Origin of the sequence: Streptomyces sp. NPDC001270 (assembly GCF_042896695.1) — a bacterium.
In the GTDB taxonomy this organism is placed as follows: Bacteria; Actinomycetota; Actinomycetes; order Streptomycetales; family Streptomycetaceae; genus Streptomyces.
The window spans coordinates 26,081-40,576 of the sequence record NZ_JBIAXM010000053.1 but is presented as its reverse complement, the minus strand read 5'-3'; the positions used below and the strand labels follow the sequence as shown (position 1 = coordinate 40,576).

The following is a 14,496-nucleotide window of genomic DNA, read 5'->3' as shown; positions in this document are numbered from 1 at the left end:
CTTCCCTTCGGTGTTTCCGACTCTATCAGACCTTTTCTCGGTCCGATTTCCTCGGTGCTTTCCAGGGTCTCGCTCTCGCGTTTCCCTTTCCGGCGGTTCCGACTTTATCAGAGATTCTCGGCCGGTCTGACCGGCCACTCATTCCTGAGTAAATCGGGAGAGAGGCTTCTTGGAACCGTGTTCACGAAGAAGCAGATAGATCTTAACGACCACCGCAGAACCTGTCCAGTTCTGGGCAACTGTTTGAATCTACCTCCCCGAGAGGCCCGTGTCAACGGGTAGCCCGGGGCGAAGAGGAGACTAGCAGGTCAACACCGGTGTCCGCACATCAGGCGGCCGTGGGTGCGGTCGCACTGCGCTCGGATGTCGCCAGGTCACCCCTGTCGCCCGCACGAGCGGCACGGCCGCCGAGTACGAAGACGTACACGAGGAAGGCCAGCTCGGCGGCGATTCCGATGGCTATGCGAGCCCAGGTGGGCAGGCCGGAGGGCGTGACGAAGCCTTCGATGGCGCCGGAGACGAAAAGGACGAGAGCGAGGCCGATCGCCATGCCGATCGCGGCCCGGCCCTCCTCGGCGAGAGCGGTGCGGCGGGTGCGTGGACCTGGGTCGATGACGGTCCAGCCCAGGCGAAGGCCCGTACCCGCGGCGACGAAGACGGCGGTCAGTTCCAGCAGGCCGTGGGGGAGGACCAGGCCGAGGAAGGTGTCGAGTCGGCCGGCCGATGACATCAGGCCGAAGCCGACGCCCAGGTTGAGCATGTTCTGGAAGAGGATCCAGAGCACCGGGAGGCCGAGGAAGACTCCGAGGACCAGGCACATCGCCGCGGCCTGGGCGTTGTTCGTCCATACCTGGGCGGCGAAGGAGGCAGCCGGGTGGCTTGAGTAGTACGTCTCGTACTCGCCGCCAGGGCGGGTCAGATCGCGCAACTGGCTGGGCGCGGCGATCGAGGACCGCACCTCGGGGTGAGCGCCGATCCACCATCCCAGGAGGACCGCGACAACCGTGGACAGCAGCGCGGTCGGCACCCACCAGTGGCGCGCCCGGTAGACCGCGGCGGGAAAGCCCTGTCCCAGGAAGCGGGTCACGTCACGCCAGGAGGCGCGGCGCGTTCCGGTCACGGCGCTGCGCGCGCGTGCCACGAGTTGGCTGAGCCGGCCCGTCAGCTGGGGATCGGGGGCACTGGACTGGATCAGTGAGAGGTGGGTCGCGGTGCGCTGGTACAGGGCGACGAGTTCGTCGGCTTCGGTGCCGTTGAGGCGGCCCCGGCGGCGCAGCAGGGCGTCGAGGCGGTCCCACTCGGCTCGGTGGGCGGTGACGAAGACGTCCAGGTCCATCGGGTCTGCCTGCTCCTCGGCTGGTCGTCGACCGCTCGTCGTGACTGTCGGTTTGTCCTACTGGGGCGGCGCTGCGCCTTCAGCTTGGCAGACTTGCGGTTCTCGGGGCAGGCCAGGGGAAGGAGGACGGGTGTGAGTGAGCTGGTGACCGGCGAGGCGGTGGCGCTCGAACTGCGGCCCGCCAAGCTGCCGAGCAGGGCGCTGGCGGTGTTGCTCGATCTGGCGGTGGCCGTGCTCGTCTACATCGCCGTGGCGACGGTTCTGGTGGCGTCGACGTCGTCCTTGGACGAGGCGGCGCAGGTCGCGCTGTCGGTTGCGTCGTTCCTGCTGGTGCTGGTGGGCGGGCCGATCGCGGTGGAGACGCTCAGTCATGGTCGATCGCTGGGGAAGATGGCGTGCGGGTTGCGGGTGGTCCGGGACGACGGCGGGCCGATCCGGTTCCGGCACGCGCTGATGCGCGGGGCGCTCGGTGTCGTCGAGATTCTGCTGACGTTCGGGGTCATCGCGTGCATCGCCTCGCTCGTGTCGGCTCGGGGGCGGCGCCTCGGGGACGTCTTCGCGGGCACGCTGGTCGTGCGGGAGCGGGTGCCCTCCGGGCGGACGGCGTTCGTGCCTCCGCCCCCGCCGTGGCTGGCGGGGCGCTTCGCGGGGCTTGATCTGTCGGCGGTTCCGGACAGTCTGTGGCTCGCCGTCCGCCAGTACCTGACGCGGATGCGGCAACTCGACCCGCAGGTGTCCTGGGCCATGGCGGAGCGGCTGGCGGCCGACCTGGCGGCGGGCACGGGGGTGCCGGCGCCGCAGGGCGTGCCGCCGGCCGCGTACCTGGCGGCGGTGGTGCAGGAGCGCCAGGCGCGGGAGGCCCGGCGTGCTTTCGGGGGTGGACAGGTCCGGGACGGTGCGGCTGCTGGTTCACCGGCCGCGGCCGGTGCGCCGGGCGGGTACGTCCCTCCGAGCGGGTATGGCCCGGTGGGCGGATACGGCACTCCGGTACCGCCGGCTCCCGCGTCTACGGCGTACTGGCCGCAGGCCGAGCGGCCGGTGGAGTATCCCGTCGGCGGTGCCGGGCGGAACCCGGCGTCCGATGCCCCGCCCGGGTCGGCAGCGGGCCGCCCGGGGGCATCGGACGACCGGCCGGCCACCGGCTTCGTACCGCCCGCGTAGGGACAGCGGTCCCGTCGGTCGTCCGCGCTCCACGGGACCGCTGTGCCGGGGGTATGGCCGCGTCGGGCGGCTCGGGTGATCCGGTCAGCCGAAGACCGACGGCGGGGAGTCGAGGTCGTCCAGTTCGACGCCGGGTGCGGCGAGCACCACGTCGCCGGCGATGTGAACGGTGTGCCGTTCACCCGTGTCCAGGGCTGTGACCTGGTATTCGTCCACGGCCAGCGGGCCGTTGTCAGTGGCGTGTGCTTCGCTGTTCACCAAGGCCCAGGACTGGTCCACGGTGCGCGGGGCGAGGACCGGGTCCGTGAAGGCCACGAGGCGTACGCGGGTCGCGGAGTCGGAAGGAGTGAGGCGCAGGAGACGGACGGTGGCGATGAGGAACGCGGGGGACGTGCCGGTGAAGGCGTGGGCGCGCACATTGCCTTCGGTGGCATGGGAGCCGGTGGGGTCGGTGCGGACCCAGGTCACTCCGTCGAGGGCGGCGCCGCGCACCTGCCAGCCGCCCACGTGGAGTTCGAGGCGGATGGGGCGGCCGAGTTCGTCGAGGGTGAGGTCGACGGAGCCGCTGGGGTGGCCCGAAGGGGTGGTCAGCCGGGAGACGTAGCGCCAGCCGGAGGGGCCGGGGGCGCACTGGAAGTGTTCTTGTGCGAAGGGGGTGTGATCGTGCGGATCGAGGAGCGAATAGCGGCCGCGGGGCATGGGGGTCCTGGGGCTTGACGGGCGGGTGGTCCGGTCGGCTCGACGGGCCGCCCCGGCCGGTGTGACGGCCGGTCGGACCAAAGGGGCAGGCCCCCGGCACGGGGGTGCGGGGGCCTGCCTCGGAGGGGCTGCCGCCGGGGGTGTGCGTCCATGGCCGGGCGCGCACCTCCCGGTGGATCCGCTGCGGGTGGTGCTCAGCGGCAGCGGTGGTCCGGCTCAGTAGCGGTAGTGGTCGGGCTTGTACGGGCCCTCGACCTCCACGCCGATGTACGCGGCCTGCTCGGGGCGCAGCGTGGTCAGCTTCACGCCGAGCGCGTCCAGGTGGAGGCGGGCGACCTTCTCGTCGAGGTGCTTGGGCAGCGTGTAGACGCCGGTCGGGTACTCGTCGGGCTTGGCGAACAGCTCGATCTGGGCCAGGGTCTGGTCCGCGAAGGAGTTGGACATCACGAACGACGGGTGGCCGGTGGCGTTGCCCAGGTTCAGCAGGCGGCCCTCGGACAGCACGATGAGCTTCTTGCCGTCCGGGAAGGTCCAGGTGTGGACCTGGGGCTTGACCTCGTCCTTGACGATGCCCGGGACCTTGGCGAGGCCGGCCATGTCGATCTCGTTGTCGAAGTGGCCGATGTTGCCGACGATCGCCTGGTGCTTCATCTTGGCCATGTCGGAGGCCATGATGATGTCCTTGTTGCCGGTCGTGGTGACGAAGATGTCGGCCTTGTCGATGACCTCGTCGAGGGTCGTGACCTGGAAGCCGTCCATCGCGGCCTGGAGCGCGCAGATCGGGTCGATCTCGGTGATGATGACGCGGGCGCCCTGTCCGCGCAGGGATTCCGCGCAGCCCTTGCCCACGTCGCCGTAGCCGCAGACGACCGCGGTCTTGCCGCCGATCAGGACGTCGGTGGCGCGGTTGATGCCGTCGACCAGGGAGTGGCGGCAGCCGTACTTGTTGTCGAACTTCGACTTGGTGACGGCGTCGTTCACGTTGATCGCCGGGAAGAGGAGGACGCCGTCGCGCTGCATCTCGTACAGGCGGTGGACGCCCGTGGTGGTCTCCTCGGTGACACCGCGGATCTCGGAGGCCAGCTGGGTCCACTTCTGGGGGTTCTCGCCCAGGGTGCGGTGGAGCAGCTGGAGGATGACGCGGTGCTCGTCGGACTCGGCGGTCTCCAGGCCGGGGACCTTGCCGTCCTTCTCGTACTCGACGCCCTTGTGGACGAGGAGGGTGGCGTCACCGCCGTCGTCGAGGATCATGTTCGGGCCGCCGGTGGCGGCGTCCGGCCAGGTCAGTGCCTGCTCGGTGCACCACCAGTACTCCTCCAGGGTCTCGCCCTTCCAGGCGAAGACCGGGATGCCCTGCGGGTTGTCGGGCGTGCCGTTCGGGCCGACGGCGATGGCGGCGGCCGCGTGGTCCTGGGTGGAGAAGATGTTGCAGGAGGCCCAGCGGACGCGCGCGCCGAGGGCGACCAGGGTCTCGATGAGGACGGCGGTCTGCACGGTCATGTGCAGGGAGCCGGTGACGCGGGCGCCGGCGAGGGGCTGCGTCTCCGCGTACTCCTTGCGGATCGCCATGAGGCCGGGCATCTCGTGCTCGGCGAGGGTGATCTCCTTGCGGCCGAACTCGGCCAGGGAGAGGTCGGCGACCTTGAAGTCCTGTCGGTTGTCGACAGTCGTCATTGCGAGCTGCTCCTCGGGGTTGGGTCGAGGTGGGTACGGCTGGTCTGCGCGGCGGCGGACACAGGGGTGCCCGAGAAGAGGACACAGGCATGCCCACGTACGCGCAGCGCAGTCCGTCGGAGGCCCTCTCTCCCTCGGTCGGCCCGTACTAGGCCGCCCGACCGCCATCAGCAGCGACGTCTGGCTCCGTCCCAAGCTACACCGCGGGACCGTGCCGCCCCAGTCCGCCTCCGAACACTTCACGCCTTTCCCGGCGCGGTAAAGGCCGGCGGGTACCCGTGGGCGGGCCGGGGTCAGTGCCCGGCAGCGTGCGGGGTGGGGCCGCCGGGGGCCGCTTCCGGGTCCGGGCCCTTGGTGGCCTCGGCCTCGCTGTAGATGTCCGGTTCCAGGTAGATGACGCGGGCGATCGGGACGGCGGTGCGGATGCGGGCCTCGGCGGCGTTGATGGCGTCCGCGACCTCGGTGGCCGTGTCGTCGTGCTGGACCGCGACCTTCGCGGCGACCAGCAGTTCCTCGGGGCCGAGGTGGAGCGTGCGCATGTGGATGACGCCGGTGACCGTCTCGCCGTCGACGATCGCGGCTCCGATCTTCTTGACCTCTTCGGTGCCGGCGGCCTCGCCGAGCAGCAGCGACTTGGTCTCGGCAGCGAGGACGAGGGCGATGGCGACGAGCAGGAGGCCGATGCAGAGCGTGCCGATGCCGTCCCAGATGCCGTCGCCGGTGAGGACGGACAGGCCGACGCCGCCGAGGGCGAGGACGAGGCCGATCAGGGCGCCGAAGTCCTCCAGCAGGACCACCGGCAGCTCGGGTGCCTTGGCCCGGCGGATGAACTGCGACCAGGAGAGCTTGCCACGGAGCTCGTTGGACTCCTTGATGGCGGTGCGGAAGGAGAAGCCCTCGGCGATGACCGCGAAGACGAGGACGCCCACCGGCCAGTACCAGTTCTCCAGCTCATGGGGGTGGCTGATCTTCTCGTAGCCCTCGTAGACGGCGAACATGCCGCCGATCGAGAAGAGGACGATCGAGACGAGGAAGGCGTAGATGTACCGCTCGCGGCCGTAGCCGAAGGGGTGCTGCGGGGTGGCCTCGCGCTGGGCTCTCCTGCCGCCGATGAGCAGCAGGAACTGGTTGCCCGAGTCGGCCAGCGAGTGGACGCCCTCGGCGAGCATCGAGGATGATCCGCTGAACGCGAACGCCACGAACTTCGATGCCGCGATCGCGAGGTTGGCGCCGAGTGCCGCCACGATCGCCTTGGTGCCGCCTGACGCGCTCATGTGTCGCGTTGCCCCTTCCCCTACGTACCGCTACGCCGTGCGGGCCGATGCCGGTCGCCTTTGCCCGCCCTTTGCCGATGGGCCATTCTTGCAGCCCCGTCTGTTCCTGGTGCGCCAGGTGTCCACAACCTCGGTCGGATGATCGGACAAGTCGGGTCAGAGGCGCACCGTGGCCCGGAAGAGTGTTCCGGTTCCGGACACCTCCGCCTTGTCGGCCGCCGGTACGAACACGGACTGGCCGGGGGTCAGTTCGTGCTCGCCCGCCCGTACCGTGCCGGCCGTGCAGAGCAGGATCTGCGGGGTCGGCAGGGTGAGGTCGTGGGTGGTGCCGCCCGCCGGGAGGACGTACCGGGAGAGCTGGAACTCGTCGATGGGGGTCTCGTAGACCTCCTCGCCGTCCGGGGAGGCTTCCGGGCGCAGCACGCCCGGGTCGCTCGCCTCGAAGCGGACGATGCGCAGGAGTTCGGGGACGTCGACGTGCTTGGGGGTGAGGCCGCAGCGCAGGACGTTGTCGGAGTTGGCCATGATCTCGACGCCGAGGCCGTTCAGGTAGGCGTGCGGTATGCCGGCCCCGAGGAACAGGGCCTCGCCGGGCTGCAGGCGGACGTGGTTGAGGAGCATCGCGGCGATGACGCCGGGGTCGCCCGGATAGTGCTGGGCGATGTCGGCGTAGGGGGCGTGGTCGCCGCCGAGGCGGGCGCAGGCGGTGGCGGCCTGGGCGACGGTGCGGGCCATCTCGTCCCGGTCGGCGGTGAGGACGGCGGTGAGGACCTCGCGCAGCGCGGCGTCCGCCGGGCGGGCGCGCAGGAGATCCACGTACGGCTTGAGGGAGTCGACGCCGAGGCCGTCGAGGAGGTCGGCGGCCCGGAGCGGGTCGCGGAAGCCGCACAGGCCGTCGAACTCGGTGAGCGCGCAGATCAGTTCGGGCTTGTGGTTGGCGTCCCGGTAGTTGCGGTGCGGGGCGTCCACCGGGATGCCGCGCCGCTCCTCGTCCTCGTACCCCTGCCTGGCCTGTTCGAGGTCGGGGTGGACCTGGAGGGAGAGCGGGGCGCCGGCCGCGAGGATCTTCAGCAGGAACGGCAGCCGCGGCCCGAACTTGGCGACCGCCTCCGGTCCCAGTTCCCGCTTCGGGTCCGCGTCTATGACGTCGACGAGCGTGCCGCGCGGGGTGCGTGAGGGGGCGCCGGGGTGCGCGCCCATCCACATCTCGGCCTGTGGTTCGCCGGTCGGCTCGACGCCGATGAGCTTCGGGATCGCGGTGGCCGAGCCCCAGGCGTAGGGGCGGATGGTGTTGTCGAGGCGGTCCATGGGGCTCTCTCTGCCGGATGTGTGCGTACTGTCGCCGCGTATGTCTGGGGTCGGTCCCGCGTACGGCCGGTCGGGGTGCCGGTGGGTCGGGGTCCGGTGTCTGGTCGCGATCTGTCCGCCGGGCGGGATCCGGTGACCGGGCGGGATCCGGTGACCGGGCGGGATCCGGTGACCGGGCGGGATCTGTTGGCCGGGCCGGGCCCCCTGGGTGTCCAGGTCAGGCTCCTGAAGCGAGCGCCAGGTAAACGGCGGCGAAATCCGTCATGGCGATCAGCTCCGCCAGGGTCTCCAGTTCGTCGCCGGATGCCGGTTCCAGCTCGCTGATGGGCGTGTCGTGGCTGAGGGCCAGGTCACGGGCGGCCGGGGCGGCGGTGAGGCCGCCGATCGGACGGTCGCGGAGCAGCACCACGCGCGCGTGCAGCGCGGCGGGCTCGTCGACCCGGTCGCGGAAGAAGTCCTCCGGGTCGGCGCTGGCGGCGAGCGGGCCGGCGAGCAGCGCGCTGTGGGCGGCGAGCGCCTCGGGGAGTTCCGCGACGAGGGCGGGGCGGCCGGCCAGTTCGGCGAGGGCCGCGGTGAAACGCCGGCCCGCCGGACCGGCCGCGGCGCCCTCCGTCCAGATCACCGGGAGCGCGTCGGCGAGTTCGGCGGCGAGCGCCTTGGCTGGATTGCTGTAGGTCACGACGGCCGGGCCGCACCGCTCGGCGACCTGGTCCAGGCGGTCGGCGACCTTGTCCAGGGCATCGGACGGGGCGGTGACGAGTCCGATGCGGTCGAGGAGCGCGAGCAGCGGGGTGAGCAGCGCCCACAGGACGCCCGGGGAGGACGCGGCGAGCGGTTCCTCGTGGTCGTAGGGGGCGGTGGCCATCGGTACGAAGAGGCCGTGCGCTCCGGTGACCGCCTCGGCCAACGGGGTGCGGGCGGGAGCCACGGCGACGACCGAACAGCCGCGGCGGTACGCCTGGTCGGCGAGGAGGGAGAGGCTGGGTTCGGAACCGTCCGGGGTGGCGATCAGCAGCAGGTCGACGGAGCCGACCCAGCCGGGCAGTTCCCAGCGCAGGGCGCCGGCCGCGGGGGCGACGCCGGAGGGGGCGAGCCGGATGACGGGGCTGCCGGGGCCGGCGAGCGAGCCGAGGAAGTCGGCGGCGTGGGTGGCGGCGGCGCCGGGTCCGGCGATCAGGACCGACCGGGGCCTGCCGTCCGGTTTGAGGCCGCCGATGCCGGCTTCGATGGCCTGCCGGGCGGCGACGCGCACGCGGGCACCGGCTTCCGCGGCGCCCCGCAGGAGACCTCGGCGGTCGGCCTCGGAGAGGCCCTCCGGGGTGTCGAGCAGCGATTCGTCGAGCATGGGTGACTGCCTCCGATGCGCCGGGGTCCTTGAGGGGCGGCTCGTCTGTGCGGGTGGGCGCCTCGGTGGGCGGCCCCGGGGCCCGGGCCGGTGGCCGGTCCAGGGGGCTCGTCCTCAGGCGGGGCGGCGGGCCTCGTCGACGAGGAGGACCGGGATGCCGTCGCGGACGGGGTACGCGAGGCCGCAGTCCTGACCGGTGCAGATCAGCTCGGAGTCCTGCTCCTTGAGGGGAGCGTGGCAGGCCGGGCAGGCGAGGATCTCCAGGAGGCCGGCTTCCAGCGGCATGGGGTGTCCCTTCGAGCGGATACGGTCGTGCACTGATGTGCCTGGTCAGGGTACCGCTGTGGGACCGGGCCGCGGGGGCCGGGCGAGCCTTGGAATGTCTGGCCCGGGCGGACGGGAAACGGCTCGTGCGGGCGACGGCTCCTGCCGCACGACCGGCTCCTGCGGGACGGACGGCACGGTGAGGGGGTGCGCCCGAGTGGGGCACGCCCAGGTGGGGTCGAGGACGGCGCCGCGCATCAGACGGGGCCGGTACGGCGGGCGGCACGCCGGCTGGGTCGGGACGGCGCGGCGCCCGGAAGCCGGATCGGGACGGCGGCCCGCCTCGACGTTCCGCCCCGCCCCGCCCCGCCTCGGCCGCTGGCGGCCGACGGCCGAGCGCTACGGCCGCCCTGCCCTGAGCGGCCCAGCGGCCCTGCACTTACGAGGCACAGCGGCCCCGGCCCCACGCGGCACAGCACATCAGCCGGCCGGCGCGACACGGCCCCGGCGGTACGGCGCAACGCCTCCCACGCCGGACGGCTCGGCACGGCGACCCCGCCGAACGGCTGACGGCTCGGCACGGCGACCCCTGCGGGCAAAGAACGGGGCCCTCGGGCCGCACGGCACGACGGCCCGCGCCGGGGGGGTCGTCAGGCGCGCCGAAGCGGTCGGCAGCGGTCCGCATCCGGGCGGTCGTCAGCCCCGGATGATCGCCAGTGCCTCGTCCCGCACCTCGGCCATGGTCGCCTCGTCGCGGGCCTCCGCGTTCAGCCGCAGCAGGGGTTCGGTGTTGGAGGGGCGGACGTTGAACCACCAGTCGGCGGTGGACACGGTGAGGCCGTCGAGGTCGTCGAAGGTGACGCCTTCCCGGGAGGCGTAGGCGGCGCGGATCGCGGCGAGGCGGGCCTTCTGGTCGGCGACCGTGGAGTTGATCTCGCCGGAGCCGACGTAGCGGTCGTACTGGGCGACGAGGGCGGACAGGGGAGCGTCCTGGCCGCCGAGGGCGGCGAGGACGTGGAGGGCCGCGAGCATGCCCGTGTCGGCGTTCCAGAAGTCCTTGAAGTAGTAGTGCGCGGAGTGCTCACCGCCGAAGATCGCGCCTGTGCGCGCCATCTCCGCCTTGATGAAGGAGTGGCCCACCCGGGTGCGCTGCGGGACGCCGCCGTGCTCCTTGACGACCTCGGGGACCGACCAGGAGGTGATGAGGTTGTGGATGACCGTGCCCTGCCCGCCGTTGCGGGCCAGTTCGCGCGCGGCCACCAGGGCGGTGATTGCCGACGGGGACACGGGATCGCCGTGCTCGTCGACGACGAAGCACCGGTCGGCGTCGCCGTCGAAGGCGATGCCGAGGTCGGCACCCTCCGCACGCACCCGCTGCCGCAGGTCCACGATGTTGGCCGGGTCGAGCGGGTTGGCCTCGTGGTTCGGGAACGTGCCGTCCAGTTCGAAGTACATCGGGACCAGGGTCAGGGGCAGGCCGGCGAAGACCGTGGGGACCGTGTGGCCGCCCATGCCGTTGCCCGCGTCCACGACGACCTTCAGGGGGCGGATGGAGGTCAGGTCGACGAGGGAGCGGAGGTGCGCCGCGTAGTCCGTCAACGTGTCGCGCCCGGTGACGGTTCCCGGCCGCTCGGCGGGCTGCGGGGCGCCCGACTCCAGCCAGCGCTCGGCCAGTTCGCGGATCTGGTCCAGCCCGGTGTCCTGGCCGACCGGCGCCGCGCCCGCGCGGCACATCTTGATGCCGTTGTAGCGCGCCGGGTTGTGCGAGGCCGTGAACATGGCACCGGGCAGACCGAGGGCGCCCGAGGCGTAGTACAGCTGGTCGGTGGAGCACAGGCCGATCTCGGTGACGTCGGCGCCCTGGGCGGCGGCACCACGCGCGAAGGCGCGGGACAGGCCGGGCGAGGACGGTCGCATGTCGTGGCCGGTCACGATCGCGTCGGCGCCGGTGACCTGCACGAACGCCGCCCCGAAGAGTTCGGCCAGCGAGTCGTCCCACTGGTCCGGGACCACTCCGCGTACGTCGTACGCCTTCACGATCTGCGACAGATCAGCAGCCACGGCCAACCCTCCTGAAGTCCTATCGGTCCGCACAAACTACCCGTACGAACCGGAGGTCCGCTGCGGACGCCCCAGGGCCCCGGGCCGCGCTGCCGGGTCGGCTCCCGTCCGGACGGCGTGGGCACGGCTCACGGCAGCGTCCGGATCCCGCCGACGCAGGTCGTGCCGACGGCGCCCGGACCACGTCGGCGCGGCCCGTGCCGACGGCGTCCGGCCCTCACCGACGCAGCGCAGAGCGCCATCCGGCCCCCACCAGCGCGGCCCAGATCGCCGTCCGGCCCCCACCGCCGCGGCCCACATCGGCATCCACCCCCGCCGGCACAGCCCGGATCAGCAGCCCGGCCGGCTCACGGCAGCATCCACCCCAGCACCGGTGTGCTCTGGCCGACCACGATCAGGCACATCACCAGGAGCAGCCCGGCGCTCCAGGGCAGCACCTTGCGCAGCAGGTCGCCCTCGCGGCCGGCCAGGCCGACCGCGGCGCAGGCGATGGTCAGGTTCTGCGGCGAGATCATCTTGCCGAGGACACCACCGGAGCTATTGGCCGCGGCGAGCAGTTCGGGCGACAGTCCCGATTCGCGGGCCGCGCTCACCTGGAGGGCACCGAAGAGGGCGTTCGCCGAGGTGTCGGATCCGGAGACGGCCACTCCGAACCAGCCGAGGACCGGTGAGAGGAAGGCGAGTCCGGCGCCGGCCGCGGCCACGAACTGGCCGATCGTCGCCGCCTGTCCGGAGAGGTTCATGACGTAGGCGAGGGCCAGCACGGACGTCACGGTGAGGATCGCGAACCTCAGTTCGTGCACCGTCGCGACCCACTCGCGCACCGCCACGCGCGCGTGCACGCCGAGCACGGCCGCGGTGCACACTCCGGCGAACAGCACGAGCGTGCCGCCCGTGGAGACGACGGGCCAGCTGAAGACGTTCCCGCTGACCGGGGTGCCGTCGGGGGCCGCGACGTTCAGGAGGGGCCAGTCGTACGTCTGCGTCGTTCGCGCGAGCCAGTCCTTGACGACCGGGACCTGCGCCAGGGAGAAGATCACCACGATGAACGCGTACGGGGCGTAGGCGCGCAGGACTTCGGGCCGCGGGTCGGACTCGTCCAGGTCCTCGCTGCGCGCGCCGGTCAGCACGGACGCCCGTACGGTCTCCGTGGCGGGCACGCGCGCGTGCGGTACGGCGACCAGGGCGCCGGCGCCGACCAGGGAGGCGGCGATGTCGGCGAGTTGCGCCGAGACGTAGTTGGAGGCGGCGAACTGGGCGGCCGCGAAGGCGACTCCGCACACCAGGGCGGGCACCCAGGTCTCGCGCAGCCCGCGGCGCCCGTCGACGAGCCCGATGAGGACGAGCGGCACGACCAGGGCGAGCAGCGGTGTCTGCCGGCCGACCACGGAGGCGACGGAGTCCAGCGGCAGCCCGGTGACCTGAGCGAGCGTCACGACCGGGGTGCCCATGGCGCCGAAGGCGACCGGCGCGGTGTTGGCGACCAGGGAGACCACGGCGGCGCGCACCGGGTCGAAGCCGAGGGCGACGAGCATCACCGAGCAGATGGCGACCGGCGCGCCGAATCCGGCCAGGGCCTCCAGGAGGGCGCCGAAGCAGAACGCGACCACCAGGGCCTGGATGCGCGGGTCGTCGGACAACCGCCCGAAGGAGCGGCGCAGGATGTCGAAGTGCCGGGTGCGGACGGTCATCCGGTACACCCACAGGGCGTTGATGACGATCCACAGGATCGGGAAGAGGCCGAACGCGGCCCCCTGGACGGCGCTGGACAGCGTCTGCTCCAGCGGCATGCGGTAGGCGAGCCAGGCGACCAGAACGGCCGCGAAGAGGCCGATCAGACCCGCCAGGTGCGCCTTCATGCGGACGCCGCCGAGCAGGACCAGGACGATGACGAGCGGCAGGGCCGCGACCAGGGCGGACAGGCCGAGTGAAGCGGCGACGGGATCGAGGTGCTGGACGTACACGGGGGGCCTCCCCGGGCCTCATCGTTTTCCGGCATACGGAAATCGATTTCTCGTTTCAGCTGACGGAATGGTCGTGTCCGCGACAACCTCGCGTCAATGGGCATGCGTCGATCCGCGGAAGGTTCCACGGGGAGTCGGTCGTGCGGAGGGCCGGCGGCGCGGGTCGGCGCGCGGGAATCAGTTGTCCGGTGAGCGCAGCACCCGGAGGTGACCGCGGCGGGCGACCTCCATGGGGTCCGCCGTGCGTGCCCCGCCGCCCGCCTCGGCCGCCCGTTCCTGGGGGCGGGCCGCCTCGCGCACGGCGTTGGCGAGCGCCTCCAGGTCGTCACCGCTGGGGCGGGCCGGAGCGGAGCCGTCGAGGAGCCTGACGACGTCCCAGCCGCGCGGAGCGGTCAGGCGCTCGGAGTGCTCGGCGCACAGGTCGTAGCAGTGCGGTTCGGCGTAGGTGGCGAGCGGGCCGAGGACGGCGGTCGAGTCGGCGTAGACGTACGTCAGCGTCGCAACGGCGGGTCGGCCGCAGGCGGTGCGCGAACAGCGACGTACAGGGCTCACGACGTTGGACGGTACCGCACTCTTGAGCGGGCCGCGAAGACTCTCCACCAGGTCACTCCACCGTGTCGTGTTGTGAAACGCCCCACACGCCCCTGCGATCACACTTTCCTGACCTGCGTGAACGGACTCGCCCACAGTCCCCGGCACGCGGGCATCCGGTCATGAGTCGGCACAAACACCGCCAATTGGCTTGAGGACGGCGGTCCCGGAGAGCCGCCGAAACGTGTTCAACCTTGGCTGGAATGGTCATCCCACGACATGCGGTACACGGCGCCCGGTCGGCGTCCCGGTCGGCGCGTGGGGGACCGGCGGGCGGACCGCGCGAGGACTACGCTTCACCAGTGATGGACAACCGTGTACCGCCCCGTGCCGTCGGCCCCGGGCCCCGTCGTCGTGACCGCCACGGGCGTGGCATGCGCGGGCCCATCGCCCCGCCGCAGGTGCCGCTCGCGGCATCGCGCGCGGAGGCGTTCGCGGACCTGGTGCAGGACTCCGTGGAGCGGCTCGGGCGGCGCTGGCCGCAGCTCGCCGACATCGATTTCCAGGTGCTGGAGGTGCCCCGGCTCCAAGGACAGCCCGGCGACGTCTGGAGCGACGAGGCCGTGCCGCTCGGCCGGACCGTGCCGGCGCGCGACGGGCACCGGGCGCGCGTGGTGGTGTACCGCAGGCCCGTGGAGATCCGTACGAAGGGACGGGACGAGCGGGCGGCGCTGGTGCACGAGGTCGTCGTGGAGCAGGTCGCCGAGGTGCTGGGGCTCACCCCGGAGACCGTCGATCCACGCTACGGGGAGGACTGAGCGCGCACACCCGCGCGCCCCTCCCGCACACCTGGGTGTCCCCTTCGTACGGCCGCGTCCC

12 protein-coding genes are annotated in these 14,496 nt (G+C 72.2%); 2 read left to right on the top strand and 10 right to left on the bottom strand.

Translation table 11 applies throughout. From position 1 onward, the window contains the following. Positions 1 to 328 precede the first annotated feature (328 nt). Positions 329 to 1,336: a stage II sporulation protein M gene (locus ACFY2B_RS42930; protein WP_390768510.1), complete on the bottom strand. Its 1,008-nt coding sequence runs from the start codon at positions 1,334 to 1,336 to the stop codon at positions 329 to 331. Positions 1,337 to 1,468: 132 nt separating this feature from the next. On the opposite strand from ACFY2B_RS42930, the gene ACFY2B_RS42925 reads away from it, so the two are divergent. After that, positions 1,469 to 2,497 carry an RDD family protein gene (locus tag ACFY2B_RS42925; protein WP_390768509.1) on the top strand — a complete coding sequence of 343 codons (1,029 nt, stop codon included), beginning with the start codon at positions 1,469 to 1,471 and terminating at the stop codon, positions 2,495 to 2,497. Positions 2,498 to 2,581: 84 nt separating this feature from the next. Here the strand turns inward: ACFY2B_RS42925 and ACFY2B_RS42920 are convergent, their stop codons facing one another. The 9 genes from ACFY2B_RS42920 to ACFY2B_RS42880 form a co-directional block, all read right to left on the bottom strand. Beyond that, a complete protein-coding gene (locus tag ACFY2B_RS42920) occupies positions 2,582 to 3,196 on the bottom strand; it encodes a hypothetical protein (protein ID WP_390768508.1) in 615 nt (204 codons plus the stop codon). 216 nt (positions 3,197 to 3,412) lie between these two features. Then, a complete protein-coding gene (gene ahcY / locus ACFY2B_RS42915; protein ID WP_390768507.1) occupies positions 3,413 to 4,870 on the bottom strand; it encodes an adenosylhomocysteinase in 1,458 nt (485 codons plus the stop codon). Between the two features lie 293 nt (positions 4,871 to 5,163). After that, a complete protein-coding gene (locus ACFY2B_RS42910; RefSeq protein ID WP_390768506.1) occupies positions 5,164 to 6,144 on the bottom strand; it encodes a cation diffusion facilitator family transporter in 981 nt (326 codons plus the stop codon). Positions 6,145 to 6,300: 156 nt separating this feature from the next. Then, positions 6,301 to 7,452: a mannose-6-phosphate isomerase, class I gene (gene manA / locus ACFY2B_RS42905; RefSeq protein ID WP_390768505.1), complete on the bottom strand. Its 1,152-nt coding sequence runs from the start codon at positions 7,450 to 7,452 to the stop codon at positions 6,301 to 6,303. 217 nt (positions 7,453 to 7,669) lie between these two features. Beyond that, positions 7,670 to 8,797, bottom strand: a complete 1,128-nt coding sequence (locus tag ACFY2B_RS42900; protein ID WP_390768504.1) for an SIS domain-containing protein — start codon at positions 8,795 to 8,797, stop codon at positions 7,670 to 7,672. A 114-nt stretch (positions 8,798 to 8,911) separates the two neighbouring features. Next, positions 8,912 to 9,082 carry a Trm112 family protein gene (locus ACFY2B_RS42895; protein WP_109005418.1) on the bottom strand — a complete coding sequence of 57 codons (171 nt, stop codon included), beginning with the start codon at positions 9,080 to 9,082 and terminating at the stop codon, positions 8,912 to 8,914. Positions 9,083 to 9,757: 675 nt separating this feature from the next. Beyond that, positions 9,758 to 11,122: a phosphomannomutase/phosphoglucomutase gene (locus ACFY2B_RS42890; RefSeq protein ID WP_390768503.1), complete on the bottom strand. Its 1,365-nt coding sequence runs from the start codon at positions 11,120 to 11,122 to the stop codon at positions 9,758 to 9,760. A 347-nt stretch (positions 11,123 to 11,469) separates the two neighbouring features. Beyond that, positions 11,470 to 13,086, bottom strand: a complete 1,617-nt coding sequence (locus tag ACFY2B_RS42885) for an L-lactate permease (protein ID WP_390768502.1) — start codon at positions 13,084 to 13,086, stop codon at positions 11,470 to 11,472. A gap of 177 nt (positions 13,087 to 13,263) precedes the next feature. After that, on the bottom strand, positions 13,264 to 13,686 hold the full coding sequence (locus ACFY2B_RS42880; protein ID WP_390768501.1) for a DUF3499 domain-containing protein: 423 nt from the start codon (positions 13,684 to 13,686) through the stop codon (positions 13,264 to 13,266). A 296-nt stretch (positions 13,687 to 13,982) separates the two neighbouring features. On the opposite strand from ACFY2B_RS42880, the gene ACFY2B_RS42875 reads away from it, so the two are divergent. Continuing rightward, positions 13,983 to 14,435: a metallopeptidase family protein gene (locus ACFY2B_RS42875; protein WP_390768513.1), complete on the top strand. Its 453-nt coding sequence runs from the start codon at positions 13,983 to 13,985 to the stop codon at positions 14,433 to 14,435. Positions 14,436 to 14,496 lie beyond the last annotated feature (61 nt).

Bases quoted from the DNA above. Each gene is read 5' to 3' on its own strand.
- ACFY2B_RS42875 (WP_390768513.1), top strand. From the start codon at position 13,983: ATGGACAACCGTGTACCGCCCCGTGCCGTCGGCCCCGGGCCCCGTCGT.
- ACFY2B_RS42920 (WP_390768508.1), bottom strand. From the start codon at position 3,196: ATGCCCCGCGGCCGCTATTCGCTCCTCGATCCGCACGATCACACCCCC.
- ACFY2B_RS42910 (WP_390768506.1), bottom strand. From the start codon at position 6,144: ATGAGCGCGTCAGGCGGCACCAAGGCGATCGTGGCGGCACTCGGCGCC.
- ahcY (WP_390768507.1), bottom strand. From the start codon at position 4,870: ATGACGACTGTCGACAACCGACAGGACTTCAAGGTCGCCGACCTCTCC.
- ACFY2B_RS42900 (WP_390768504.1), bottom strand. From the start codon at position 8,797: ATGCTCGACGAATCGCTGCTCGACACCCCGGAGGGCCTCTCCGAGGCC.
- ACFY2B_RS42895 (WP_109005418.1), bottom strand. From the start codon at position 9,082: ATGCCGCTGGAAGCCGGCCTCCTGGAGATCCTCGCCTGCCCGGCCTGC.
- manA (WP_390768505.1), bottom strand. From the start codon at position 7,452: ATGGACCGCCTCGACAACACCATCCGCCCCTACGCCTGGGGCTCGGCC.
- ACFY2B_RS42930 (WP_390768510.1), bottom strand. From the start codon at position 1,336: ATGGACCTGGACGTCTTCGTCACCGCCCACCGAGCCGAGTGGGACCGC.